Raw genomic sequence first — 24528 nt, forward strand, 5'->3', positions numbered from 1 at the left:
TCAACGCCGGTCTCACTCCCCACGACGGCCGCAGGCCAGAATCATCCCGGAGTATCCGTCACGCAGGGAGATACCCGCCTCGTTCAAGCGGTATATCCGTGTTTCCCGGGCGAAGGCGGCGATCACCATCTGGATGTCGGCCACCCCTACGTCGCAGGCCGGGAAATCGACATCACCCACGCGATACCCGGCGGAATGCTCCATGAACGCGGCGGCGAACGGCGCGCCGGGCCGCAGAGCCCGCAGGAAACAGCTCACCCCGTGCCGGAATTCCTCGAGTGATGTGGTCATGGATTCGGCGACGAAGAACATCGTGCCCAGATCCCACCGGCCGGGCCGATCGCCCAGGTCGAAGAGGTTTCCCTGCTCGACCTGTACCGCCTGCCGGAAGCGCTCCCGGGGATCGACGCCGAGGTGTGCGTATGCCCTGTCCTCGCACAGGAGGTCCCAGAACGGATCCCAGTTCCGGTCATAGCCCGGCAGTTGCCCGTTGAGATATTCCAGATTCCGGGAGGACCGCTCAAGGAGCGTGATCCGGTCGCTCCAGGGCAGCATGGCGAGGGCGGGATACAGATTCGCGCCGGCGCCCACGTCGATGGCGGACGGCACCCGGCCAGGCCGCTCCCGGAAATGACCACTGAAGTGATCTCGCATCAGGGAGAGGATCTCCTTGTCCTCAGGGGCCATCTCGCCATAGTTCCGGCTGACGTACTCACGGGGATCGAAGTCGTCCCAGCGTGCTTCGGCGTTCCACAATGGGGTGGAAACCGGGGACTGGACGTTCGCGGCGCCGGTCTGCGCCGAGTGGGCCGCGTGGGCCGCGTAAGCCGCGGACTTGCTGGGAGCCTTGTCGCGGTTCTCCTCGGTGAGCTGCTGTACCTGGCGGCGCAGCGTCTTGATCTCCGCCCGCAACTGCCCCAGCTGCTCCTGCTGTTGCTCCAGGAGGGCGTCGGACTCCTTGGCGTACTCCGCGGCCGCCGCCAGTTGCGTCCGGGCCGCGGCCACCTCGGCGTTGGCCTCGTCGAGGCGTTCGAGGAGGCGGGGCACGGTGTCCTCGGTGCCCAGGACGTGGTCCTGGAGGGTCCTTACGCCGGCCCGGAGTTCTCCGACCTGCCCCTGGAGGTATGCGACCTGTTCCTGGAGGAAGAGGTGGTCGAAACGGCCGGACTCCGTGTCGGCGGTGCCGACGGAAGCCGAGTCCGCGCGCCGCGTCGGAAAGCGGGGCGGCTGCGCCTCGTCCAGCAGGGTCCGCCACCAGCTCTCGTTACATGGCTTCGCGGCCCACTCGCTCCACAGTCTGACCACGGCCAGCAGATCTTCGGCACTGCCGGGACCCGGTGTCCTCGCCTCCGCCCACTCCTCGGGCAGCCACTCCGCGAGACGCCTGTCCAGCGTCGACTCGGGGCCGCCGGCCTTCCGTGCGGCCTCACGACGCGAGTACTTCCTCCCCCTCTGCTTCTCGTACGCCTCCTTGGCCTTCGCTTCCAGGACCCGGAGTGCGTCGTACAACTCGCGCGCCTTGGGCGGCTTCCCCATCCATACCCCCGCTTTCCTCGTGCCCGCCTACCGAGCTGCCCGCCCCGGGCACGGCGGGCACGCCCATGACCTGGAGCGTAGGGGGACTTTGCCCTCAGTGCCCTCGATATCGGACATCGCGAGCCCCCACCCGGCACGGTTTTTCTGCCCGGCCGCTCGGGCCGGCGAACTCCGAGGAGGCAGACATGGACAGGACCCCGCGCTTCACGCGCAAACTCGGCCGCGCCGCGGTCTTCAGCCTTGTGCGCGGCGCGGCCTGGGCAGCGGGCTCCGCGCTCGTGGCGGGCATCGCCTGGTGGGTGCGGAACCGATGACGCTCAGTCGCGGGACGGGCCGACGGCGCGCAGGTCGGCCACATAACGGTCCGTCCCCGGCACCGTCGGTATGAACGGGGCCAGCAACTCCAGTCTCCCCAGGCCCGATTCCGTGATGCGGGTGTCCAGGCCGGTGAAGTGGTCCTGCCAGCACTCCCTCGGGTCCGTCTCCAGGAACCACAGCAGGGTCAGGCGGGTGTCGACGCCCTCGACCTGTTTGACGTAGGTCATGCGGTCGCCGGGGAGGGGGGTGGGGCGGAAGACCGTCACCATGGCGGCCGGGGAGCCGGAGAGGGCTTTGGGGAGGTGACGGGTGCGCAGCCACTCCAGGAGTTCGGTGCGTTGTTCGGGGGTGTCGGTGTCGATGGCTTCGAGGACCAGGCCGGCGTAGGGATGGTCGAGGGCGTGGTAGTCACGGGGGCCGGCCGCGCCGTCGCGGTAGACCGTCGTCTCGTGGTCCTGGAAGGCTGTGAAGACGTGGGTGCGGTCCTGGTAGACGCGGGCGTCGCGGTTGAGGCGCTTGTTGATCGCGACCGTCCACTTCATGTGGTCGTCGTAGCGGCCGGCGGTGATCCAGTAGGTGGAGAGGTAGCAGCCGGCGGTGACGGGCTGGGCGATCGCGGACTTCTCCGGGGAGCGGAGCAGCTGCAGCTCCCGTGTCGCCACCCAGCGGCGGCCCGCGTACATCCAGGGCATGGCCATCGCGCCGGCGTAGTAGTGGTCGTCCTCGTACCAGCGGTTGTAGGCGTACTCGTGGCCCGGGTGCGGTTCGACCATGGTGATCAGGGCGTGGCCGGGGCGGACCCCGTACGGTCCTACGGCGGCCAGCTCGGCGTACGTCTCGCTGCGGGTCTCCTCGCTCATGCTCTTCCCCTTCCATGGTGGCCGGACCATACTCTGACGCTCCGTCAGATAATGCGCCAGAGTCCGGGAGGTCCCCGATGTCCGCGACACCACCGCTCGCCGGCAAGACCGTCGTCGTCTCCGGAGTCGGCGCCGGCCTCGGTCACCAGGTCGCCGCGGCGGTCGTACGGGACGGCGGGAACGCGGTGCTGGGGGCACGGACCGAGGCGAATCTCGCCAAGAGCGCGGCGGAGATCGATCCGGACGGCAGGCACACCGCGTGGCGGGCGACCGACATCACCGACGAGGGGCAGTGCGACGCGCTGGCGGCCCTGGCACTGAAGCGGTTCGGCGGGATCGACGCGGTGGTGCAGGTGGCGGCCTGGGACTCGTATTTCGGCGGGGTGGAGGACGCCGACTTCGCGACCTGGCAGTCGGTCATCGACGTGAACCTGCTGGGTTCGCTGCGGATCACCCGGGCCTGCCTGCCCGGGCTGAAGGCGCGGGGCGGAGCGGTCGTCTTCATCGGCACGCAGTCGGCCGTGGCGGCCCCCTCACAGGTGCGGCAGGCGGCGTACGCGGCCTCGAAGGGGGCGCTGACCAGTGCGATGTACTCGCTGGCGCGGGAGCTCGGGCCGCACCGGATCCGGGTCAACACCGTACTGCCGGGATGGATGTGGGGGCCGCCGGTACAGGCGTACGTGCAGTTCACGGCGCACACGGAGGGGGTGCCCGAGGAGGAGGTGCTGGCCCGGCTGACGGAGCGGATGGCGCTGCCCGAACTGGCCACGGACGGGGACGTCGCGGACGCGGCGGTGTTTCTCGCGTCGGACCGGGCGCGGGCGATCACGGGGCAGTCGTTGCTGGTCAACGCCGGGGAACTGATGCGCTGACGACACCCCAGGGGTGTTCATGTAAGTGAACGCAGGCCACCATACCGAATAGCTTTACCTCCCTTTGACCTTACGGTTACTTGTCGTGTTCATGCGGCAGCGCCCACGATGAGCGCCGGGTCGACCCCTGGGAGGACGCACATGAACGGTCTCGACTGGGCCGTGCTCATCGGCTATTTCGGCGTGATGGTCGCCATCGGCGTCTGGTCGCACAAGCGCGTCGACGACGTCAGCGACTTCTTCACCGCGGGCGGCAAGATGCCCTGGTGGCTCTCCGGCATCTCGCACCACATGTCGGGCTACAGCGCGGTCATGTTCACCGGGTACGCGGGCATCGCCTACACCTACGGCGTCACCTCCTTCGTCACCTGGTCCTTCCCCATCGCCCTCGGGATCGCGATCGGCTCCAAGCTGTTCGCGCCACGCATCAACCGGCTGCGGTCGCGCCTCCATGTCGCTTCCCCGCTCGAATACCTGAAGAACCGCTACGACCTGAAGACCCAGCAGGCGCTCGCCTGGTCCGGGATGCTGCTGAAGATCGTGGACGTGGGCGCCAAGTGGGCCGCCATCGCCACCCTGTTGTCCGTCTTCACCGGCATCTCCCTCAACCAGGGCATCCTCATCACCGGCGCCATCACCGCCGTGTACTGCACGATCGGCGGTCTGTGGGCCGACGCGCTCACCGAACTCGGCCAGTTCGCCATCCAGTTGCTGGCCGGCATCGCGATGTTCGTCGCCGTCGTGCTGAAGCTGGACGACAAGGGCATCGGGTTCTTCGGCGCCTGGGACGAGCCCGAACTCAAGGGCCACGGCGAGCCGTTGGTCGGCCCGTACGGCACCGTCTTCCTCCTCGCCTTCCTCTTCATCAAGCTGTTCGAGTACAACGGCGGCATGCTCAACCAGGCCCAGCGCTACATGGCCACGGCGAGCGCCAGGGACGCCGAGCGGTCGGCGCGGCTCTCGGCGGTGCTGTGGCTGGTGTGGCCGGTCGTGCTCTTCTTCCCCATGTGGATGTCGCCGCTGCTGGTCGAGGCGCAGAAGCCGGACGGCTCCGACTCCTACGGCCTGATGACCGAACAACTGCTGCCGCACGGCCTGCTGGGCCTGGTCATCGTCGGTTTCTTCTCGCACACCATGGCCATGTGCTCCTCCGACGCCAACGCGATCGCGGCCGTGTTCACCCGGGACTGCGCGCCGGTGGTGTGGCGCCGGGCGCGCGGCTGGAGCCAGGGGCAGGGGCTGCGGGTCGCCCGGATCACGACCGTCGTCTTCCTCGGCCTGTCCATGGCGGCGGCCACCCAGGTCAACTCCCCCACCTTCAAGGACATCATCACCGTCGTCATCAAGTGGGTGGCCGGGCTCATGGGCCCGATGGCGATCCCGATGATGCTGGGCCTGCTGCGGCCGTTCCGCCGCTCCGGCCCGACCGCGGCGCTGACCAGCTGGTCGATGGGCCTGTTCGCCTTCTACCTGGTCAACTACCCGATCGACGACCGCGTGACCGGCGGGGTCCCGCTCCAGTACCAGGTCTCCATCCCGCTGGCGGTCTCCCTCGTCCTCTACGTCCTCGTCGGCTTCATCAGGCCGGAGGACACCCCGGAACGGCTCGCCCTCATCGAGAAGATCAACACGGACGACGGCGGCGGCTCCTCGGCGGCGGCGGCCCTGCCCGAGCCCAGGGACGCGGTAGCGGCTCCTGCCAAGGACTGAACTCCGGTGCGTCGTCTGCGGGTCCGTGGGGGCTGGTCGCGCAGTTCCCCGCGCCCCTTTGGGGCGCCGGTCCAGGTCGGTCAGTTCCCTCGCGGATATCTGGCCAGCCACCCCGGTGACGCGCCCGCCGGGTTGTGCAGGGCCGGGCCCTGGGTCATCTCCATGGCGAAGTCGTCGGCGAGTTCCAGGATCGTGGGACGGCCCTCCAGCTCGGCCAGCCAGGCCGGCGGGAGGGCCGTCTCGCCGTGCAGGGCGCCGAGCAGTCCGCCGGTGAGGGCGGCGGTCGGGGCGGAGGGGCCGCCCTGGTTCACCGCGAGGCGCAGCCCGTGTCTGACGTCCTCGGCGACGAGCGCGCAGTACACGGCGGCGGACAACACGCCCGGCGCCCTCCCCACGCCCACCAGTTCCTCCACCCGTCCCGGTCCGGGCAACCCCTGCCGTACGGCGCCCAGCGCGCGCTGCAGCGCCTCCGAGGCGGGCGCGTGCCCCGGCCGCGCCGCCAGCAGGCCGAGCGCCCGCTGCACCGCGGCGTCGGCGCTGTCGCCCCGGGCCAGCGCGTGCACGATGACGGCGTACGCGCCCGCCGAGAGGTACGCCGCCGGGTGGCCGTGGGTCTGGGCCGCGCACTCCACGGCGAGCTGGGCGACGAGCTGCGGCTCCCAGCCGACGAGCAGCCCGAAGGGCGCGGAGCGGGCCAGGGGCTCGGGCCCGTCGGCCGCCGGGTTCTTGGGATCGTCGAGCGTGCCCATCCGCTCGTCGCCGAGCCCCATGAGCAGGGCCCGGGTCGGCTCCCGGCGGGCGTACAGCCACTCCTCGCGGGCCAGCCAGCCGTCGTCCTTGCGGCGCAGGTCGGGGCCCCAGTCGCGCTGGGTGGCCGCCCATCTCAGATACGCCCGGTGCAGATCGGTCGGCGGATGCCAGGCGCCGGTGTCGCGCCGCACCTGGGCCCGGACGAGCCCGTCCACGGTGAACAGGGTGAGCTGGGTGTGGTGGGTGACGGCACCGCGCCGCCCGAAGGCGGGGGCGAGGTCGACGACCCCGTCCGGCCCGTGGAGCCGCCGTATCTCCTCGGTCGCCAGCCCGTCGACGGGCGCCCCGAGCGCGTCCCCGACGGCCGCCCCCAGCAGCGTTCCGCGCACCCGGCTGCGGAAGTCCTGCTGCTCGTGACGGCCCCAGACGGCCCCTGATGTCGTACTCACCAAGTCCTCCCAAGGCCACCGGGCACCGTCCGTACGTACGACGTTCGTCACTGTAATCGAACGGGGTCACGGGCAGGCGGCGGGTGGAGGGGTGGTGCAGGCACGGTGGAGGTCCGGGCGCCGCGCCCTCCTGCCGGCCCACCTCAACTCGGATGGGACACAGGGGACTTGACGGGGTAGGGGAAGCGTCATGACCACGTCCACCTCACGTATCACACAGACCTCACGCGTCCTCCCCCTCACGGCCACGCTCCTCACCGGGGCGGTGGCCCTCTACATCGCCCTCGTGGCGTTCGGGAACATCACCGACTTCGGCACGAACCAGCAGTTCGTACGGCATGTGCTCGCGATGGACGACACGTTCAAGGACGACGACCTGATGTGGCGGGCGGTGACGAGCAAGGGGCTCCAGGACGCCGCGTACGTGGCGATCATCGCGTGGGAGACCGTGGCCGCCGTGGTGCTGACCGCCGGGACGTGGTTCTGGGCGCGCCGGGACCTCGTCCGGGCGCACGCCTTCTCCACGTACGGCCTGCTGATGCTGATGCTGCTGTTCGGCGCCGGGTTCATCGCGATCGGCGGGGAGTGGTTCTCGATGTGGCAGTCGAAGACCTGGAACGGGCTGGAGGCGGCGACGCGGGTGTTCCTGTTCAGCGGGGTCGTGCTGCTCGTCGACCAGCTGGCGTTCAGTCAGGCCCGGCGGGACGCCGCCTGACCGCTCTACTCGACGACCCTGACCTTCGTCTCCAGCTCACCGAACGCCCACAGGGCCGCCCCGTCCGCCTTCGGCATCCGGATGCCGCCGGTCTTCGCGCCGGCGGCGGCCGGGGGCGGGGAGGCCCCGTCGACGGCGTTGGAGAAGGCGATGTTGACGCCGGAGACGACCGAGAAGTAGATGACGTGCTCGATCTCGACGCCGTCGGAGCCCGTCGTCGTGTCCTTGCGGACGGAGATCGTGTAGGTGCCGGGCGCGGGCGCGACCGTGCCCGGCCAGACCGTGAAGGTACGGCGGGCCGTGTCGTCCGCGTCGACCAGCCAGACCCGGTGCGCGGAGAGGTCGTAGACGACCCGGCGGCCGGTGCCGGAGGCCTCGGGCACCCCGGTCGCGGCCGCGGAGGCGGAGGCCTTCGGCGAGGGGGACGCCTTCGCACCCGGCGCGGCGGACGCCGACGCGCTCGGGGGGACGGCGGCGGCCGTCGGATGCGGGCCCCGCTCGGCCTGCACCGTCAGCGCGGCGACGGCCGCGATCGCGCCGGTCGTCAGACCGGTGACCCAGACCCACGAGGGAAGTCGGGCAGGCACGGGCAGCATCTCCTCAGCTCCGGGACCCCGCCGATGGGGCCTCCCCTGGGGTCTCCCCTGGGGGCTTCCCTGGGGCGCTTCCCTCCATCAGGAGGGTCGGATCATCGTACTCACTCCAGCACGGGCAGGAGTTCCGGCAGCTGCCCGTCCGAGGCCCGGGCGGCGCGCTGCCGCTCCTCCGGTACCTCGCCGTACAGGGTGGTGCGCGGACGGGCCGGGCGGCCCGCGGCCTCGGCGACGGCGATCAGGTCCCTGACGGACTTGTAGGAGCCGTAGGAGGAGCCCGCCATGCGGGAGATCGTCTCCTCCATGAGGGTCCCGCCGAGGTCGTTCGCGCCGGAGCGGAGCATCTCCGCCGCGCCCTCGGTGCCCAGTTTCACCCAGCTGGTCTGGATGTTCGGGATGTGCGGGTGCAGGAGGAGCCGGGCCATCGCCGTCACCGCCCGGTTGTCGCGCATGGTCGGCCCGGGACGGGCGATGCCGGCCAGGTAGACGGGCGCGTTGGTGTGGATGAAGGGCAGGGTCACGAACTCGGTGATGCCGCCGGTCTGTTGCTGCACGCGGGCCAGGGTGCGCAGATGCCCGAGCCAGTGCCGGGGCTGGTCGACATGGCCGTACATCATCGTCGACGTCGACGGGATGCCGACCTCGTGGGCCGTCGTGATCACCTCGATCCAGGTCGCCGTCGGCAGCTTGCCCTTGGTGAGGACCCAGCGGACCTCGTCGTCGAGGATCTCGGCGGCGGTGCCGGGGACGGAGTCCAGCCCCGCTTCCTTGGCGGCGATCAGCCACTCGCGGATCGACAGGCCGGTGCGGGTCGCGCCGTTGACGACCTCCATCGGCGAGAAGGCGTGGACGTGCATGCCGGGGACCCGGGACTTCACGGCCTTCGCGATGTCGAAGTACGCCGTGCCGGGCAGGTCGGGGTGGATGCCGCCCTGCATGCACACCTCCACCGCGCCCACGTCCCAGGCCTGCTGGGCGCGGTCCGCCACCTGGTCGAGGGAGAGCGTGTAGGCGTCGGCGTCGGTGCGGCGCTGCGCGAAGGCGCAGAAACGGCAGCCGGTGTAGCAGACGTTGGTGAAGTTGATGTTCCGGGTGACGATGTAGGTGACGTCGTCGCCGACCGCGGCGCGGCGGACGTCGTCCGCGATCCGGGTCAGCGCGTCCAGCGCGGGACCGTCCGCGTGCAGCAGCGCGAGCGCCTCGGCGTCGGTGAGGCGCGTCGGGTCGTCGGCGGCGGTGGCGAGCGCCTGGCGTACGTCGGTGTCGATGCGCTCGGGCGCCATGCCGGGGGCGGCCGCCTCCCGCAGGGCGGACCAGTCGCCGTACACCTCGTCGAAGTCCTCGCGCCGGTCGGTCGTACGGCCCTCGGTGTCGATGGAGGCGTGCAGGTCGGTACGGCCGGTCGCGGTGAACACCTCCTCCGGCTCCTGCCACGGCCGGCCCTCGACGACGGCGTCCGGCACGGCGAGGCCGGTCCCGGGGTCGGCGAGGGCGCGGACGTGCGGCAGCAGCCGCGGGTCCAGCCAGGGTTCGCCGCGGGTGACGAACTCGGGGTACACGCACAGCCGTTCCCGCAGCTCGAACCCCGCGGCAGCGGACCGGGCGGTCAGCTCCTCGATCTGCGGCCAGGGGCGTTCGGGGTTGACGTGGTCGATGGTCAGCGGGGAGACCCCGCCCCAGTCGTCGATGCCCGCGCCGATCAGGCGTTCGTACTCGCTGTCGACGAGGTTGGGCGGCGCCTGGATGTTGCCCGCCGGGCCCATGAGGAGGCGGGCGACGGCCACCGTCGCGACCAGTTCGTCGAGTTCGGCGTCCGGCATGCCGCGCATGGCCGTGTCCGGCTTGGCGCGGAAGTTCTGGATGATCAGTTCCTGGATGCCGTGGTGGGCGCGGGAGATCCGGCGCAGCGCGAACAACGACTCCGCGCGCTCCTCGTACGTCTCGCCGATGCCGATGAGGATCCCCGAGGTGAAGGGGACGGAGGAGCGGCCCGCGTCCTCCAGAACCCGCAGCCGTACGGCGGGTTCCTTGTCCGGGGAGCCGTGGTGCGGGCCGCCGGGCTCCGACCAGAGCCGGGTGGCGGTCGTCTCCAGCATCATGCCCATCGACGGGGCGACCGGCTTCAGCCGCTGGAAGTCGGTCCAGGACATCACCCCGGGGTTGAGGTGCGGCAGCAGCCCCGTCTCCTCCAGGATGCGGACGGAGATGGCGCGGACGTAGGCGATGGTGTCGTCGTAGCCGTGCGCGTCGAGCCACTCTCGGGCCTCGGGCCAGCGGTCCTCGGGCTTGTCGCCGAGGGTGATGAGGGCTTCCTTGCAGCCGAGGGCGGCGCCCTTCCGGGCCACGTCGAGCACCTCGTCCGGCGACATGAACATCCCGTGCCCGGCGCGCCGCAGCTTGCCGGGGACGGTGACGAACGTGCAGTAGTGGCACTTGTCCCGGCACAGCCGGGTGAGGGGGATGAAGACGCTCTTCGAGTACGTGATGACGCCGGGCCGGCCGGCCGCCTCCAGGCCCGCGTCACGCACCCGGGCGGCGGACGCGGCGAGGTCGTCGAGGGCCTCGCCGCGCGCCTGGAGCAGGACGGCCGCCTCGTTCACGTCGAGCGCGACGCCGTCCCGGGCACGTTTGAGAGCGCGACGCATGGAGTTCTCGGTGGGGCCGGGAAAGGGGCCGGGGCCGGTTCCGGAGGTCGCGGAAGTCGTCATTTCTTGAGCATACGTTCGGGCTGATCAGGGCCGGTGGGGGAGCCCGATTCGTCCCTCACCGGAGGTCGTTACACGGTGTCACTGGAAGCCATGAGGTAAGGGCCGTACTCGTCGAGGATCTTGAGGATCTCGCTCTCGCCCGCCGGCGGCAGCTGGAGCACGACCTCGTCGATGCCGAGGTCGGCGTAGTGGGCGAGCTTGCCCGGGGACGGGTGGACGGCGTACGGCACGACCTGGAGCGCCTCCGGCTCGCGCCCGGCGTCCGCCCACGCGGCGCGCAGCACCGGCAGGGTCTCGGACAGCCCGCGCCCGCCGATCGGCAGCCAGCCGTCGGCGTACTCGCAGATGTGCGCGAACAGCTTCGGCCCGGCGGCCCCGCCGATGAGCGTGCGGGGTCCGACGACCGGCCCGCGCGGCTGCTGCACGGGCTTCGGGTGGGCGCTGCTGGCCCGGACGGACCCGTACTGCCCCTCGTACGCGGTCGGCTCCTCGCTCCACAGGGCGCGCATCAGCGCCATCCGGTCGCGCACCAGCTCCCGCCGGGTGCGCCACTCGACCCCGTGGTCGGCGGCCTCCTCGACGTTCCACCCGAAGCCGAGGCCGAGGGTGAGGCGGCCGCCGGAGAGGTGGTCGACGGTGGCGATCTGCTTGGCGAGGTCGATCGGGTCGTGCTGGGCGACGAGCGTGATGCCGGTGCCGAGGCCCAGGCTGTCCGTGACGGCGGCGGCCTGGCCGAGGGCGACGAAGGGGTCGAGGGTACGGCCGTACTCGCGGGGCAGTTCGCCGCCCGCCGGGTACGGGGTGGTCCGCTCGACGGGGATGTGCGTGTGCTCGGGCACGTAGAGCCCGGCGAACCCGCGCTGTTCCAGCTCACGGGCGAGGCGGGTCGGGGTGATCGTCTCGTCGGTGAGGAAGATCGTTACGGCGATGCGCATGGCGGGCCTTTCGGTGCCGGTTCCTCAGTGTTCATCTGGGCCGGTTCATCTGTACCGGGAGAAGAGGCCGGTGTCCATACCGACCGGTCGGCATTGTCAGGCACGGCTCATGAGGAGGGCGACTTCGTGGTGGCTTCCGGCGGTGGGCAACGGTGACGCCCACCGGGACCCGGACGTCGTAGGGCTCCCCCAGACGGTGGCGCCGGCGGACGCGCTCACCCGGGACGCGATCCAGGACAGCATCCGGGCGGGCCGGGTCTACGTGGCGGAGTCGAGCGCGGTGTCGCTGTCCTTCACGGTGACGGGCGGGAGAGGTGAACAGGCGGGCATCGGCGAGCGGTTGCGGGTGGACGCCGACACCCTGAGTCTCTCTCCTCCGGGATTGCCGGGGCCCGGCAAGGCGGTGCGGCACTTGACTGCCTGCCGCCCGCCTTGTCTGCCTGGTCCTGCCGGGGAGAAGCTGGCGCGAGGGACTGATCCGACAAGGCGGGGGGAACGACGGACGTGTCGGGCAAGAACATCACTCGCACGAGAATCTGGGGCGCACTGCTCCTGACACTGTCTCTGATCCCGGCCCTGGCCTGCTACTTCATCTTCACCATCTGGCTCCCCGACGACATGGAGCGCTACCGGGACTACGCGAACGCCGAGTCCTGCGCTGCGGGAACCTCACCGCAGGAGTACGAGGACTGCCTCCGCGAGGTCACCTTCACGGTGGACAGGACGAAGATCAAGGGCGGCAGGAACGGCACGTACCAGGCCACCCTCTCCGGAGCGCCCTTCTGGAACGGCGTCCTGGGCTTCGGCGACTCGACCCCGCTGCTGGAACGGCTCGAACCGGGCGACCGGGTCACCGGCACGGTCTGGCGGGGCGACATCATGTCGCTCAGCCGCGACGGCATCCGGCAGAAGTCCGGCGACGAGCCCCGCGACGAACCCCAGATGCCCGCCGCCCTCGGCACCTTCGCCGCCCTCCTCTCGGCCCTCGGCCTGGCCACCGGCACAGCCCGCCTGACCAGGCCCCACACCCCCCGCCCGCTCCCCTGGCGAGGTTTCGGCAAGCCCCTGCTGATCACCATCTCGATCGCCTGCCCCGTACTGGGCCTTCTGTCGGTGTGGTGGGGCATCCCCTGGTGGATCGTCCCGACGGTCCTCGTACCGCTCATGGGCTACACGGCGTGGGAAATCCACCGCTATCCCCGACGGCGCCCGAAGTCGGCTATGTCGGGATGAACTCCGGCCACCAGGGCGGAACGTTTCCCGGGCACGACGGGGCAGGGTAGGAGTCGATCATGCCGAGCCACGTCACCAGGAACCAGGCGAACCACACAGCGAAGACGAGCCCTGCGGCCAGCGCCGCCCTGGGGTGACGTCTGCCGAGGGTGCCCTGCAGGACGACCCACGGAACGGCCGCGGTGACCCATATGACAGGGGCGAGAAGGAGCAACGTCATGCTGTCGGCCGCCGCGCCGGAGCCGATGTCGCATGCCGTCCAGACCCGCCCGATGGCCACGACGCAGACCACCGCCGTCAGCCCTCCGACGACGACGCCGGACACGACTCCCGCAGACCAGGACCTCACAGGAGCCGGCGGCCCCGCTTCCACCATCGTCCGTCCCCCCATGTTCTCGAACCGTCGCCAAGTATGTGTGGCGAGGCCCTAGGAGTGATAGTCCTCCCGGGACAGCGCCATGACCTGGACCGGCTGCCCATGGGCGGGGACGCGGGTGGTTCGGTCGAAGGTCAGGCCGAGCTTGGTCATGACGCGCGCCGAGGCGTGGTTGTCGACGTGGCAGATGCTGACGACGCGGTCGAGTCCCGCCTCGTCGAATGCGAACGCCAGGACCTCCCGGGCCGCTTCGGTGGCATAGCCCCGACCCCACGAGCGGCGTCGCAGCCGCCAGCCGATCTCCACCGTCGGCATGATCTCGGGGAGGTAGGCCGGAACGGCCAGGCCCACCCAGCCGATCAGCTCGCCGGTCACGCTCTCCTCGGCGGCGAACAGGCCGTACCCACGCTCGTCCCACGCGGCACGCGCACGGGCCAGCGCGGCTGCGGTCCGCTCACGGGTGCCGGGTGAGCCGTCACCGATGTACCGCATGACGTCCGGATCCGCGTCCATCTCCGCGAGAGCGTCCAGGTCCGCCTCTGTCCACTGACGCAGCCACAAGCGCCGGGTGTGGCGCTCCGGGTGTCGCATGGGCGCGGGGTCCTTCCGTTTCGGTCGTCTGCGACGGGCGTCACCGCTCCGGCCTGTGGGATCAGAAGGCGCAGTGCCACCAGCGAGGAGGTGGATCGGAGTAGGGGACGGCGTCGGGGTGCTCGAGGATTCTCAGGTCGAGGGGGGTGACCAGGGCGCGGAGTTCGCGGGAGCTCTTCCTGGGCAGGGCATGGATCGCCAGTTCCAGTAGCTCTCGTTCGTCCGCCGGTTGGGGGCAGCACTCCGGGACGCCGCAGTTGTCGGCGAACGGCGAAGGGAGTCGGCCCTTCGGTGTCCTGGCGAGGGCGGTCCAGGAGGCGAGAGCCTGCTCGATCACGTCGGGGCGGAGCCGAGTGCGCTCCAGTCGGACGATCTGCGCCTGGGCCGAGCCGGAGAGTCGGCCGATCTTCGAGTAGCGGTGGTGTGCGGCGAAGCGCCTGTTGTCGGCTCTGAGGCGGGAGGGGCGCCTACGCGGCACGGCCCTTTCGGTGGTGAGTCATGGGCGGAAGTCTGGCACACGGCGGGTGCAAGCGGTCAGGGTGTGGTGCGGACGGCGGTGAGGGCCTGGTCGTAGGTCGTGGTGACGTCTGTGTTGCCGCCGGTTCTCACCCAGAGTTCGGTGGCCGTGTCCAGGCAGGCGAAGGCCGTTGCGATGACGGCGAGGGCGCGCGGGTCCGGGACCGGGCCGCTCGGGATGCCCATGCGGGCTTCGATGCCGGGGACCAGGGCGGCCTGCCAGCGGAGGCGCTTTTCGATGGAGCGGGCGCGCAGGGACGGGGTGTCGAGGATCAGGGTGCTGATCTGGAGGACGCGTTCGGGGGTGTGGTTGGCCACCAGGACGGCCGCGAAGCCGGCGCGCAGGGCGTCCCAGGGGGAGGCGTCGGCGGGCTGGGCGTCGACGGTGTTCTTCAGGAGCTCGCCCAAGGCCTCCTGGTCGCCGCAGACCAGGTCCTCCTTGGTGCCGAAGTAGCGGAAGAGCGAGCGCTGGGAGATACCGGCCTCCTTGGCGATCTGGGCGATCGTCGTCTCCTCGTAACCGCGCTCGGCGAACAGCCTCAGCGCCGTGTCGAGGATCGCGGCGACCGCGACCTGGCGCGAGCGGTCCCACAGCGTCGGCGGCGGCGTCGACGGATCCGGCTTCGGCTTCGGCTTCGGGTTACCCATGCGGCCAAGATATCGAGCAACCGATCAGCGGGCAGCCTTGGTTTTTCTGGCAGTGACTGCCAGAGTGGCGTACGGTGTCAGGACTTCAGGACCGAGAGGGGTATCGCATGTCCCAGGTCGACTATCGCGGCCAGACCACTCTGATCACCGGTGCCAGTTCCGGCATCGGCGCGGAGTTCGCCCGGCAGCTCGCCGAGCGGGGATCCGATCTGGTGCTGGTGGCGCGGAGACGGGAGCGGCTGGAGGCGTTGGCGGCCGAGCTCGTCTCCGCGTACGGCGTCGCTGTCGTCCCCCTCCCGTTCGATCTGGGGCAGCCGCTGGCCGGTGAGGCTCTCGCGGCCGAGGCCGCCCGTCGCGGTCTGGCCGTGACGAGCCTGGTCAACAACGCCGGGTTCGGGACGTTCGGCCCCTTCCACCGGGAGAATCCGGACCGGCTGCGCGAGGAGATCGCCCTCGACGTGACGGCCGTCGTCGACATCAGCCGCGCCTTCATCGAGCAGCTGCGCAGCGCCGGGCGGGGCGTCCTCGTCAACGTCGCGAGCATGGCCGCCTACCAGCCGGATCCGCAGATGGCCGTCTACGGGGCGACCAAGGCGTTCGTCCTGAGCTTCACGGAAGCTCTGTGGTACGAGTCGCGGGGCACGGGGTTGCGTGTCATCGCCGTGTCGCCCGGGGCGACGAGGACCGAGTTCTTCGACGTCGTCGGCACGCTGGACGCCGCGGGCGGCACGAAGCTGAGCGAGCCCGGTGACGTCGTCCGCGACGCGCTCCGGGCCCTGGACCGGCGGAACCCGCCACCGAGCGTGATCTCGGGCCGTCTCAACCACGCCATGGCCCTGGCGGGGCGGCTCGTCAGCCGGCGCCGGATGGTGAACACGCTGGGTCGCATGACCGCCCGTACCGCTCCCGTCGCGTAGGCCGCAGGCGGCAGGCCGCGCGCCGCGTTTCGGTCGCGGGAGGGTCGTGGTGAGACGTCTAGTCTCGGGCCGTGGGACAGCCCGAGCAGCGCGCCGAGGGTGCGGGACCTTTCACAACCCGGCTCACCTGGCGGCCTCCCGGTGGCGGCACCGCCGTATGGGAGTCGCGGCCCGCGCGTCGGCGCGGAGTCATCGCCGTCCGCCCGCCCGGCGCACCCGCCGGCAGCCACACCAGCGCCGACACGCTCGCCGTCCGCCGACTGCGCCTGCTCAACGCCATCGCCGCGACCGCCTTCGTCATCGGCGGAGCGCTCTTCGCGGCGGGCGCGGGTGTCGCCCAGTTCGGCTCCGGCGACGCCACGACCTGCGCCTCGATCTACTTCGCCGGGGGCCTCTTCTTCAACACCGGCGGATACGTCTCACTCCTCCAGGTCGTCAACGCACCCCGCCACGACCCCGGCGGCGAGGGCCGGCTGGTCACTCCCCCGTGGCGCTGGTGGAGTTACGAGCCCACGCGCATGGACTGGCTGAGCGTGTTCGTCCTCTTCGTCGGCACGCTCGTCTTCGGCGTCAACCTGCTGGACTCCTTCCTCCAAGGCCTGAGCGTCCAGCAGGTCAACCGGCTGATCTGGGTCCCGGACGTGATCGGCTGCATGCTCTTCCTGCTCTCCGGTCACCTCGGGTTCGCCGAGATCTGCCACGGCCGGTGGCTGCCCTGCCTTCGCCGCCGCAGCCTGGGCTGGTGGATCGTCGCGGTGAACCAGTTCGGCTCGGTCCTCTTCATGATCTCGGCGATCGCCGCCTACACCCGCCCCGCCACCGACAGCCTCGTCAACGCCGACATCGCCAACTGGGGCACCCTGCTCGGCGCGACCTGCTTCTCCCTCGGCGGCGCCCTTCAGTACTTCGAGCGCCCCTGACACCGATGTGAGGGCCCTTCGAGGACTCAGCCCTCGTTCACGCCCGGCCGGCTCCGCCGCGCGCGTCCTCCAGAGCGGTCATGATCTCCGGCGAGTTCCTGATCAGGATCCGGTGCCGGTAGGCCCGTACCACTGCCGCCGCGCCCGCGAAGTCGTTGGTCGGTGCGGCTCCTATGGCGGCGGCCAGCTCCTCCTCGAAGCGCTCCCGGTCACCCGGGAAGCCGTAGCGGCTGAGCGCACTGCGCAGATCGTCCACGGTCCGGATCTCCGGGAGAGGCATCGCTCCCCAGTCCTGCTCGGGCTGTGCGCTCATGGTCTGGTCCTGACGAACGGGGCATGGCTCCACTTCCAGTATCGCGCCCGCCGACCGGGCCTGGCAGCGCGTACTCACCACGCCGCCTCCGCAATCCGCCCAGAGCAGCTTGCCGCCCTTCGACGCCCCGAGCTCACGCAGTACGGAGACGCCGACCTCGTCGGCACAGGCCCGCACGAGGTGCAGGCCACGGCCGCCTTCCGTGTCGGGCGGCGGTACGGCGGCGGTGTCGGCCGAGAAGGCGGGCGGGACCCTGGGGTCCGTGTCCCATACGGCGACCCGCAGGCGGCCGGGCTGCGGGGACAGCACCCGGAGGGAGTACGGGCCCTTCGTGTGACAGTGGGAGTTGGTGAGCAGTTCGCTCGCGAGGAGCTCCGCCGTGGGGGTCAGCTCGCCCAGGTCATGGGCGGCGAGGATCAGTCTGAGGGTGCCCCGCGCGATACCCGGTGCGCGTGGATCTCGGGGAAGGTGCAGGGTGTAGTTCCAGGACGGGGATACGGTGGCCATGGAAGTCTCCGATCACTGAGGGGAGTTGGACGGGTGCCTGGTGTCATTGCCGCGGCGTCCCACGGTGCGCTTCCGGGCGGGCGCCTGGTTCAGTACGCTACCGACCGGCCACCTAATACATTTCCCATTTTGGCAATCGCATGAGGTTTTCCCTCGTGTGAGTGACAACAACGCTCAGCTTTCCAAGGAGAGTTGGCCATTGGCCCCCAAGACCGCCACGAGTGCCCGCCGCCTCCGCCTCGGCACGGAGCTGCGCAGACTCCGGGAGAGGGCAGGGCTGTCCGTCACCGAGGGGGCCCGTCAACTGGGCGTCAGCCAGACACAGCTGAGCAACATCGAGGCAAGTCGATTCGGCGTGAGCGCAGACCGGTTGCGGGCGCTGGCGCGCATCTACCGTTGCTCGGACACCGCCTACCTCGACGGGCTGATCGAGCTCGCCGGTGAGCGGAAGAGCGGCTGGTGGGAGACCTTCCGCGAGATGCTGCCCGCCGCACTGCTCGACCTGGCCGAGACCGAGCACTACGCCCTCGCGCTCCAGGCAGCCAATACGGCGCACATCCCCGGCCTGCTCCAACTCGCAGACCACTCGCGCGCCATATTCGAACTGGCCGTGCCCGAGTTCAGCCGCCGCGAGCTCGAGCTGCGCGTGAACTTCCGGCTCCAGCGCCAGGCGCTACTGGACCAGGACACCCCCGTGCCGTATCAGGCGATCATCCACGAAGCCGCACTCCGCGTACCCGTGGGTGGGACGTCAGTCGCCAAGCGCCAGCTGGGGCACCTGCTGACCCAGAGCGAGCGCGACGGCATCACCATCCGGGTGATCCCCTTCGCAATCGGGGCCTATCCGGGGTCCGGACAGACCTTCCTGTACGTCCACGGCGCCGTGCCACGGCTCGACACGATCTCCTTGGACCAGTCGCACGGACCCGCGCTCGTCGATGCCGAGGCCGGACTGGACACCTACCGGAATCTGCTGCAACGAATGGAATCCGTAGCCCTGTCCCCGGAGAAGACCCGGGACTTCATCCACAACCTGGCCACCGAACTGTGAGAGGACCCGCATGACCGCCTACGCATGGCAGAAGTCGTCCTACTGCGCCCAGGGCGAATCGTGCGTCCATGTCGCCGCCGCTGCCCAGAAGTCCTCCTACTGCCAAGAAGGCGAAGCCTGCGTCCATGTCGCCACCACCTCCCAGAGGTCGTCCTACTGCGGCCAAGGCGAATCCTGCGTCCACATATCCGCCAGCCCCCACCCCCGCACCATCCACCTCACCGAATCCGCAGACCCCGCCCAAACCATCCTCACCACCACCCCCTCCGCCTTCGCCGCCCTGCTCCTCAGCCTCACCCCCGGCCGGCCGTCACCCCGCAGGTGATCCCTCCGCCAGGTCCGCCACCACCGCCGCATGGTCCGTCGGCCACACCCCGTCCACCGGGGCCAGTCCCGCCCGTCGTACGGCACGGACGTGCCCCTCGCCGATCGGGCCCGGTGGGCCCACGTGGATGTAGTCGATGCGGGCCGGGGGTTCCAGGACGCGCGCCGCGTACGGGTTCTCCGGGGTCCACGTCGCAGACGGTGCCGACGGGTCTGCGTAGTCCCAGGCGTCGTAGAGGATCTGGCGGGGGACGGCCGGGGCGGTGCGGTAGCCGCCGAAGAGGCGGACCTCGTCGGAGTCCGGGCGGGAGTTGAAGTCGCCGGTGACGACCGGGGGGTGCGGTGTGTTGCCCGAGGCCGACGACACGAACTCCGCCAGCGCCCTCACCTGTTCGCAGCGGACGGCCGACGCGCCTGGCGCCGAGGTGAGGTGCACCGTGAAGAACGGGATGTCGTACGACGGGGTCGCCACGCGCGCGTACAGCGCCTGGCGGCCGTCCGCCATGTCGGGCGGGGCCGGGAGGAGCAGCGTCCGCTGTTCGGTCACCGGCCAGCGGCTCAGTACCGCGTTGCCGATGTCCACCGTGTCGTCGCCGATGCGGCGGCGCCAGCGTTCGGGGGCCGGGGAGGGGGCCCACGCGCAGTACAGGCCCAGGTCGGCTGCGAGCCACTCCGCGAGGTTCTCACCGTCCGCCGCCCACACCTCCTGGAGACCGACCACGTCGGGGCGCAGCTCGCGCAGGACGGCCAGGATCGCCTTCTGCCGCTCGCGCCACGGTCCGAAGCGCCACCACAGGTTCCAGGTCACCACTCGCACGACAGGCACCCGCTCTCATCACGACGACCGCATGGGGCGACCATTGAAACAGTGAAGCAGCAGAGCCTCACCCAAAGGAGTGCACCGGCCAATGTCCCGCCCCAACGACCTCCGCTTCCGCGCGACCACCGCCTTCCAGCGCCATGTCGCCAATCCGCTCATGCGCCGTCTGCCGTTTCATACGCTCCTGGAGACCACGGGCCGTGTCTCCGGTCGGCCCCGACGCACCCCGCTGGGCGGCCGGCGGATCGGTGACACCTTCTGGCTGGTGTCGGAGTTCGGGGAGCGGTCGCAGTACGTCCGCAACATCAAGGCCGATCCCCGGGTGCGGGTACGGATAGGCGGGCGCTGGCACACCGGCACGGCCCACCTGCTGCCCGACGACGACCCGGTGGCCCGCCTGCGCACCCTGCCCAGGGCCAACAGCACGGCCGTACGGGCCATGGGGACGCAGTTGCTGACCGTGCGGGTGGATCTGGATCACTGACGCCACGCCGTCCACGAGAGTCCCACATGGTGAAGGCATGACGGTGATCATGACGATGAGCCTGCCCGACGACGTGGCGGCCTTCGTGAAGGCCAAGGGCAATGCGTCCGCCTACACGGCGCGCATACTGCGTCAGCAGATGCTCGCCGAGGAACTGGAGAAGCCGGCACGGATGCGGGCCGAGGCAGGCATAGTGCCGACGCTCGAGGAGCCCGAGGAGAGCGAGGAGGCCACCCTGGAGCGGTGGGGGCGGGTAGCCGGCCGGTGAAGCGGGGGCATGTCACGCGCTCTCCGGCCACACTCGTGGGCTGTTGGCGAAATCCCGCGCAGCGAGAGCCAAGTGTGCGCTGAGTCTCAGCGACACGCCGCGTACACGGCGTGTCGCTGAGACTCATTCACCACAAGTTATCGGCCGTCGTCGGCCGGATTCGCCGACACGACAGTGGCCCCCTCGCACCGGGGGCCACTGTCTTACCGCCTACCTCGCGACTCGCGTCACTTCGCGGGCTTGTAGAACGCGTACGTCGCCGTGTACTGGACGCCGACCTGCTCGGTGCCCGTGCACGCGGTCGTCGGGGCGACGCCGCCGGTCGTGTTCAGGCGCTGGATGTAGGAGACATCGGCGAAGGCGCCCGTGCCGCGCGTGGCGGTGGCCTGGAGCAGGAGCTCCGGGATGGTGCCGGTCTTGGGGGAGTTGGCGATCGCCGAGGCGTTCACGGCGCTGCCGTCCACCGTGGACACCCAGACGGGGCCGCGGGAGTGCAGGGCGACGGTGCGGCCTCGCTTGTCGGACAGGGTGGCGGCGGGCTCCAGGAACTTCCAGGCGCCGTCGGTGCAGGTGTAGGTCTGCACGCCGTGGGCGGCGAACACACCGGTCAGCTTGTTGCCGTCGGGGACGGCGAGGGCGGCGGGGGCGGCCGGGGCCTTCACCGCGGCCGCGGCGGAGGCGGGCTCCGTGGCGCCGGCGTTGCCCGCCGTGGTGCCCAGGAAGAGACCGGCGGCCGCGGTGGCGACAGCCGTGGTGGTGAGGACGAGACGCTTGGCGTGCTTCAAGTGAGCTCTCCGCAAAGGTTTCTGACGAAGGAGTGCCTGACAGATGGGGTCCGACAGACGTTGCCCGGCCGATGGTGCACGACCGATGTTGTCTGTCTGATGTTTCCCGAGTCTGTGGCAGGGGCAGATCGGACTGATGGGCAGTCCGTGTCCATGTCCCCTGGGCCGGGACGCTACGGGTTCGCCGGAGGATTTCCAGCCCCATCGGCCGAATGTGGACCTCTCGCACTCCCCTGTCTGCCCGCTTGGGACAGCCCCGGTGGCGCCAAAGGGCACCTCGATCCGGCCGGACGACCGGGCGGCGGTCCATGCCCCCCCCGGTCATCCGACCCCGTGTCTCAGTCGCGCCGGATCAGCTCGGGATCGATTCGGCGTCCCACCAGCGGGAGCGACCCCACCGCGGCCGCCACCACGACGCCCACCGCAGCGAGTGTCAGCAGCGGTATGCCCTCCACGTCCCAGCGGACCGCGCCGCCTCCGGTGATCAGATAGCTGGACTCGGCGAGTTTGCCCGTCACGAGGGCCAGGACGAGCCCGAGACTCAGCGGCAGCACGACCTGGGCGCACTGCACCGCCCGCATGGTTCTGGCCCGCGCGCCGATCAGGGTGACGGCGGTGACCTGGGAGCGGCGTTCGACGGCCCGGTCGGTGACGGACACCAGGAAGGCGGCCACGCCGATGACCAGGCCCATGATCATGCCCAGGGCCAGCAGGGTCTCGACCACGGAGATCTGCTCCAGCCCCTGGATGTTCAGTCCGACCAGCTCGACCTCGGCGATCGGGGCGACGGCGGCGATGCCGTCCAGGGCGGCCCGCACCTGTTCGGGATCGGAGCTGCTGGCGAGCACAAGGTTCGCGTCGCGCGGGCGGGCGTCGGCGGGGAGGGCGGACGGGGGGACGAGGAGCACCGCGCCGCCGACCGCGGACGCCTCGTACCCCCGGTAGACGACACGCTCGGCCGGCATGGCGATGTTCCGGTTCTCGTCATGCCTGGTGTCGGTACGGAAGCGGAACGGGAACGACGTGCCTGGTTTGAGTTCGGATCCCACACTTGAGTTGAGGTCGACGAGCCGCAGCACCTTGCCGTCCACACAGCCCTCGGTGCGTACGGTCAGCTGCTCCAGCTGGGCGCAGGTGGCCACCAGGGCCGTGGCCGAGGACGCGAAGGAAGCCGGGTCGTCGAGGTCGATCCACGAGTTCATCAGGATGGTGTGCGCGCCGACCCCGGGCACCTTGGCGAGGTCCCGCTGCTGCTGCGCGCTGAGTTTCGACAGGGGCAGGGAGTATTCCTGTACCGGGCCGTACGGGCGGGTGACCTGTTCCAGCTGGATGAGGACACCTTGGGCGAGTGAGGCGGCGTAGACGAGCAGGACGAGGCCGGTGACCACCCGCATCGTGCTGCCGGGCTCGGCCTCGTTGCGCCGCATCGCCAGGTTGAGGGTCAGGGACTGGGTGGTCCGCGCGACCCGGCTCGCCAGCGCGTACGACAGCAGCGGCAGGGTGAGTACGAGTCCTACGCCGGTCAGGACGACGCCGGCGACCACCAGCACCGCGTTCAGGCCGAGGCTGGAGGCGGGACGCCCCATCAGAGCGGTGGCGCAGAAGCCGCACACGATGCCCAGGCCGCTGAGCAGCAGCAGACCGACCCATTTGGTCGGGGGCCGTGGTACCGCCGTACGCCGGACCGCGAGCGGGTTGGCGGTCGCGTCACGTGCGCTCTTGCGGCCGACGAACCAGGCGAGGGCCGGGCAGCCGATCAGGCAGATCGCGACGGTGGTCACGGACAGGGCACCGTCGCCCGGATACCACCTCAGTCCGGGCAGCCCGGCCCGGGACATCACCTGGTTGAGTACCCAGTACTCGCCCAGTCCCAGCACCGCGCCGAGCAGCGCGGCGACGACGGTCTCGGCGGCGTTCACCCGCTGGGTGCCCCTGACACTCAGCCCGAGCAGCCGCAGGGCGGCGAGACGGCGCATCCGGCTGGCGGCGGAGAGCCGGGCGCAGACGGACAGGAAGATGGCCAGGGGCAGCAGGACCAGCGTGGCCAGGGCGAACCGGACGTCGGTGAGGGTGGAGGAGTCGACGGCGGGGAACGGGGCGTAGGGGTAGCCGAAGTCCTTCAGGGTGCGGCCGTCGTCGGCGATCTTGGCCCGTTCGGTACCTATGTACGCGTACAGCTCGTCGGGGTGGGCAAGCCCGGCGGGGCCGATCACGCCCGCCTCTCGGCCGGGCAGCAGGCCCTTGACGGCGGGTGCCTCGCGCAGCAGTTCGTGAACCCGTGGGGAGACGAACACCTCACCCGGGGAGGGCAGGTCGCTCAGTCCCGGGGGGACCGAGCGTGCGCCCCCGGTGCCCTTGGCGACGAACACACGGGTGAAGGACTGGGAGCCGTAGGAGTCGTCGCGCTGCAGGACGAGTGTGCCGTCCGCCGGGCCCTTCGCCGAAGTGACGGGCTGGCGTGCGGCGGCGCGCGCGTCGTGGGCTTCGAGGATCGCCGGGACGGTGAGGACGAGGGCGAGGCAGCACACCCCGATGGACCCGCCGGCCGCCATCAGGAAGAACCGGATGCGGTTGCCGCGGCCCGAGCCGAACAACAGGCGCAGGCCGAGCAGGAATTCGGTCACCGCGCACCTCGTGGGCCGAGAACGCCGTCGGACATCGTGTAGTGGGTGTCGGCCTGCGCCGCGATGGCGGGGTCGTGGGTCACCAGAATGACGGCGGTGCCCTGCGACCGGGCCAGGTCGAGGAACTCCTTGAGGACGGCGTCGGCGTTGGCGCTGTCGAGCGACCCGGTCGGTTCGTCCGCGAAGACCACGGCGGGCCGGTGGACGAGGGAACGCGCGACGGCGACGCGCTGGCTCTGCCCGCCGGAAACCTGGGCGGGCCGGCGCTCCCGCAGGTCGCCGAGGCCGAGGCGCTCGAGTACCTCGCCGGCGGCCGCGAGGGCGGGGCGCTTGCGCTGCCCGGCCAGCCTCAGCGGCAGGGCGGTGTTCTCCTCGACGGTGAGCTCAGGCAGCAACTCGCCGTACTGGAAGACGAATCCGAAGCGTTCCCGGCGCAGCGTGCTGATCTCGTCGTCGGTGAGATCACCGAGCGTGCGCCCCTCGAACCGGACCTGGCCACGGGTGACGGGCAGAACCCCGGCCAGGCAGTAGAGCAGCGAGGACTTGCCGGAACCGCTCTGCCCGGTGATCGCCACGACTTCCCCGGCCGAGACGGACAGATGCGCGTCACGAACGGCGAGCTGGCTGCCGTAGGAGAGGTCGACTCCCGTGGCAGTGAGTATTTCAGACATTCCTTTGCTTCCCCCAAGAAGCGACGCGGGCCCA

Annotated in this window: 26 protein-coding genes and 1 pseudogene; 12 read left to right on the top strand and 15 right to left on the bottom strand. The window is 70.7% G+C overall.

What is annotated here, in order from left to right:
• Positions 1–12: 12 nt before the first annotated feature.
• Positions 13–1536 carry an SCO2525 family SAM-dependent methyltransferase gene (locus ACLZN2_RS30695; RefSeq protein WP_416982646.1) on the bottom strand — a complete coding sequence of 508 codons (1524 nt, stop codon included), beginning with the start codon at positions 1534–1536 and terminating at the stop codon, positions 13–15.
• A gap of 185 nt (positions 1537–1721) precedes the next feature.
• Here ACLZN2_RS30695 and ACLZN2_RS30700 point away from each other — a divergent pair, with 185 nt between their 5' ends.
• Entirely contained in the window at positions 1722–1850 is a 129-nt protein-coding gene (locus tag ACLZN2_RS30700) for a hypothetical protein (RefSeq protein ID WP_416982647.1), read from the top strand.
• Between the two features lie 3 nt (positions 1851–1853).
• Here ACLZN2_RS30700 and ACLZN2_RS30705 read toward each other — a convergent pair whose 3' ends face one another.
• The gene (locus tag ACLZN2_RS30705) at positions 1854–2714 is read right to left on the bottom strand and encodes a hypothetical protein (RefSeq protein WP_416982648.1); all 861 of its coding nucleotides are present in this window, start codon (positions 2712–2714) and stop codon (positions 1854–1856) included.
• Between the two features lie 77 nt (positions 2715–2791).
• Between ACLZN2_RS30705 and ACLZN2_RS30710 the strand changes: the two genes are divergently transcribed.
• Positions 2792–3586 carry an SDR family oxidoreductase gene (locus ACLZN2_RS30710; protein ID WP_416982649.1) on the top strand — a complete coding sequence of 265 codons (795 nt, stop codon included), beginning with the start codon at positions 2792–2794 and terminating at the stop codon, positions 3584–3586.
• Positions 3587–3727: 141 nt separating this feature from the next.
• Positions 3728–5296, top strand: coding sequence for a sodium:solute symporter family protein (locus ACLZN2_RS30715; protein WP_416982650.1), 1569 nt, complete (start codon positions 3728–3730; stop codon positions 5294–5296).
• Between the two features lie 80 nt (positions 5297–5376).
• Here the strand turns inward: ACLZN2_RS30715 and ACLZN2_RS30720 are convergent, their stop codons facing one another.
• Complete coding sequence (locus ACLZN2_RS30720) at positions 5377–6495, bottom strand: ADP-ribosylglycohydrolase family protein (RefSeq protein ID WP_416982651.1); 1119 nt, start codon at positions 6493–6495, stop codon at positions 5377–5379.
• 190 nt (positions 6496–6685) lie between these two features.
• Between ACLZN2_RS30720 and ACLZN2_RS30725 the strand changes: the two genes are divergently transcribed.
• Positions 6686–7210 (top strand): DUF2165 domain-containing protein, encoded by a 525-nt coding sequence (locus ACLZN2_RS30725; RefSeq protein ID WP_416982652.1) that lies wholly within the window; start codon positions 6686–6688, stop codon positions 7208–7210.
• Between the two features lie 5 nt (positions 7211–7215).
• On the opposite strand, the gene ACLZN2_RS30730 is transcribed toward ACLZN2_RS30725, so the two are convergent.
• From ACLZN2_RS30730 to ACLZN2_RS30740, 3 genes are all read right to left on the bottom strand, one after another.
• The gene (locus ACLZN2_RS30730) at positions 7216–7806 is read right to left on the bottom strand and encodes a hypothetical protein (RefSeq protein ID WP_416982653.1); all 591 of its coding nucleotides are present in this window, start codon (positions 7804–7806) and stop codon (positions 7216–7218) included.
• A 101-nt stretch (positions 7807–7907) separates the two neighbouring features.
• The gene (locus ACLZN2_RS30735) at positions 7908–10511 is read right to left on the bottom strand and encodes a bifunctional FO biosynthesis protein CofGH (protein WP_416982654.1); all 2604 of its coding nucleotides are present in this window, start codon (positions 10509–10511) and stop codon (positions 7908–7910) included.
• A gap of 68 nt (positions 10512–10579) precedes the next feature.
• Entirely contained in the window at positions 10580–11446 is an 867-nt protein-coding gene (locus ACLZN2_RS30740) for an LLM class F420-dependent oxidoreductase (RefSeq protein ID WP_416982655.1), read from the bottom strand.
• Positions 11447–11573: 127 nt separating this feature from the next.
• Here ACLZN2_RS30740 and ACLZN2_RS30745 point away from each other — a divergent pair.
• Together ACLZN2_RS30745 and ACLZN2_RS30750 are read left to right on the top strand one after the other, a co-directional pair.
• A pseudogene (locus ACLZN2_RS30745) lies at positions 11574–11807 on the top strand (phosphoesterase); the annotation flags it as partial.
• A gap of 143 nt (positions 11808–11950) precedes the next feature.
• Complete coding sequence (locus ACLZN2_RS30750; protein ID WP_416982656.1) at positions 11951–12679, top strand: hypothetical protein; 729 nt, start codon at positions 11951–11953, stop codon at positions 12677–12679.
• Here the strand turns inward: ACLZN2_RS30750 and ACLZN2_RS30755 are convergent.
• The 4 genes from ACLZN2_RS30755 to ACLZN2_RS30770 form a co-directional block, all read right to left on the bottom strand.
• Positions 12666–13004 (bottom strand): hypothetical protein, encoded by a 339-nt coding sequence (locus ACLZN2_RS30755; protein WP_416982657.1) that lies wholly within the window; start codon positions 13002–13004, stop codon positions 12666–12668. The two genes, ACLZN2_RS30750 and ACLZN2_RS30755, sit on opposite strands and share 14 nt — an antisense overlap.
• Before the next feature lie 102 nt (positions 13005–13106).
• Entirely contained in the window at positions 13107–13646 is a 540-nt protein-coding gene (locus tag ACLZN2_RS30760; protein ID WP_416982658.1) for a GNAT family N-acetyltransferase, read from the bottom strand.
• A gap of 61 nt (positions 13647–13707) precedes the next feature.
• Positions 13708–14124, bottom strand: coding sequence for a hypothetical protein (locus ACLZN2_RS30765; protein ID WP_416982659.1), 417 nt, complete (start codon positions 14122–14124; stop codon positions 13708–13710).
• Between the two features lie 56 nt (positions 14125–14180).
• Entirely contained in the window at positions 14181–14810 is a 630-nt protein-coding gene (locus tag ACLZN2_RS30770) for a TetR/AcrR family transcriptional regulator (RefSeq protein ID WP_416982660.1), read from the bottom strand.
• Positions 14811–14917: 107 nt separating this feature from the next.
• Here ACLZN2_RS30770 and ACLZN2_RS30775 point away from each other — a divergent pair, with 107 nt between their 5' ends.
• On the top strand, positions 14918–15727 hold the full coding sequence (locus ACLZN2_RS30775; RefSeq protein ID WP_416982661.1) for an SDR family NAD(P)-dependent oxidoreductase: 810 nt from the start codon (positions 14918–14920) through the stop codon (positions 15725–15727).
• A 71-nt stretch (positions 15728–15798) separates the two neighbouring features.
• The gene (locus tag ACLZN2_RS30780) at positions 15799–16647 is read left to right on the top strand and encodes a hypothetical protein (RefSeq protein WP_416982662.1); all 849 of its coding nucleotides are present in this window, start codon (positions 15799–15801) and stop codon (positions 16645–16647) included.
• 37 nt (positions 16648–16684) lie between these two features.
• Here the strand turns inward: ACLZN2_RS30780 and ACLZN2_RS30785 are convergent, their stop codons facing one another.
• Positions 16685–17467, bottom strand: a complete 783-nt coding sequence (locus ACLZN2_RS30785; RefSeq protein ID WP_416982663.1) for an ATP-binding protein — start codon at positions 17465–17467, stop codon at positions 16685–16687.
• A gap of 199 nt (positions 17468–17666) precedes the next feature.
• Between ACLZN2_RS30785 and ACLZN2_RS30790 the strand changes: the two genes are divergently transcribed.
• Both ACLZN2_RS30790 and ACLZN2_RS30795 read left to right on the top strand, forming a co-directional pair.
• Positions 17667–18518 carry a helix-turn-helix domain-containing protein gene (locus ACLZN2_RS30790; protein WP_416982664.1) on the top strand — a complete coding sequence of 284 codons (852 nt, stop codon included), beginning with the start codon at positions 17667–17669 and terminating at the stop codon, positions 18516–18518.
• 10 nt (positions 18519–18528) lie between these two features.
• Positions 18529–18843: a DUF397 domain-containing protein gene (locus ACLZN2_RS30795; protein ID WP_416982665.1), complete on the top strand. Its 315-nt coding sequence runs from the start codon at positions 18529–18531 to the stop codon at positions 18841–18843.
• Here the strand turns inward: ACLZN2_RS30795 and ACLZN2_RS30800 are convergent.
• Positions 18829–19659 carry an endonuclease/exonuclease/phosphatase family protein gene (locus ACLZN2_RS30800; protein WP_416982730.1) on the bottom strand — a complete coding sequence of 277 codons (831 nt, stop codon included), beginning with the start codon at positions 19657–19659 and terminating at the stop codon, positions 18829–18831. The two genes, ACLZN2_RS30795 and ACLZN2_RS30800, sit on opposite strands and share 15 nt — an antisense overlap.
• Positions 19660–19750: 91 nt before the next feature.
• Here ACLZN2_RS30800 and ACLZN2_RS30805 point away from each other — a divergent pair, with 91 nt between their 5' ends.
• Together ACLZN2_RS30805 and ACLZN2_RS30810 are read left to right on the top strand one after the other, a co-directional pair.
• Positions 19751–20146 (top strand): nitroreductase family deazaflavin-dependent oxidoreductase, encoded by a 396-nt coding sequence (locus ACLZN2_RS30805; protein ID WP_416982666.1) that lies wholly within the window; start codon positions 19751–19753, stop codon positions 20144–20146.
• Positions 20147–20183: 37 nt separating this feature from the next.
• Positions 20184–20414, top strand: a complete 231-nt coding sequence (locus tag ACLZN2_RS30810) for a hypothetical protein (protein ID WP_416982667.1) — start codon at positions 20184–20186, stop codon at positions 20412–20414.
• 227 nt (positions 20415–20641) lie between these two features.
• Here the strand turns inward: ACLZN2_RS30810 and ACLZN2_RS30815 are convergent, their stop codons facing one another.
• From ACLZN2_RS30815 to ACLZN2_RS30825, 3 genes are all read right to left on the bottom strand, one after another.
• A complete protein-coding gene (locus ACLZN2_RS30815; RefSeq protein ID WP_416982668.1) occupies positions 20642–21199 on the bottom strand; it encodes a DUF3455 domain-containing protein in 558 nt (185 codons plus the stop codon).
• Between the two features lie 338 nt (positions 21200–21537).
• Positions 21538–23823, bottom strand: coding sequence for an ABC transporter permease (locus tag ACLZN2_RS30820; protein ID WP_416982669.1), 2286 nt, complete (start codon positions 23821–23823; stop codon positions 21538–21540).
• A complete protein-coding gene (locus tag ACLZN2_RS30825) occupies positions 23820–24494 on the bottom strand; it encodes an ABC transporter ATP-binding protein (RefSeq protein ID WP_416982670.1) in 675 nt (224 codons plus the stop codon). Before ACLZN2_RS30825 ends, ACLZN2_RS30820 begins: the two co-directional genes overlap by 4 nt.
• Between the last annotated feature and the right edge of the window lie 34 nt (positions 24495–24528).

It is taken from the genome of Streptomyces sp. T028 (genome assembly GCF_048159505.1).
GTDB lineage: Bacteria > Actinomycetota > Actinomycetes > Streptomycetales > Streptomycetaceae > Streptomyces.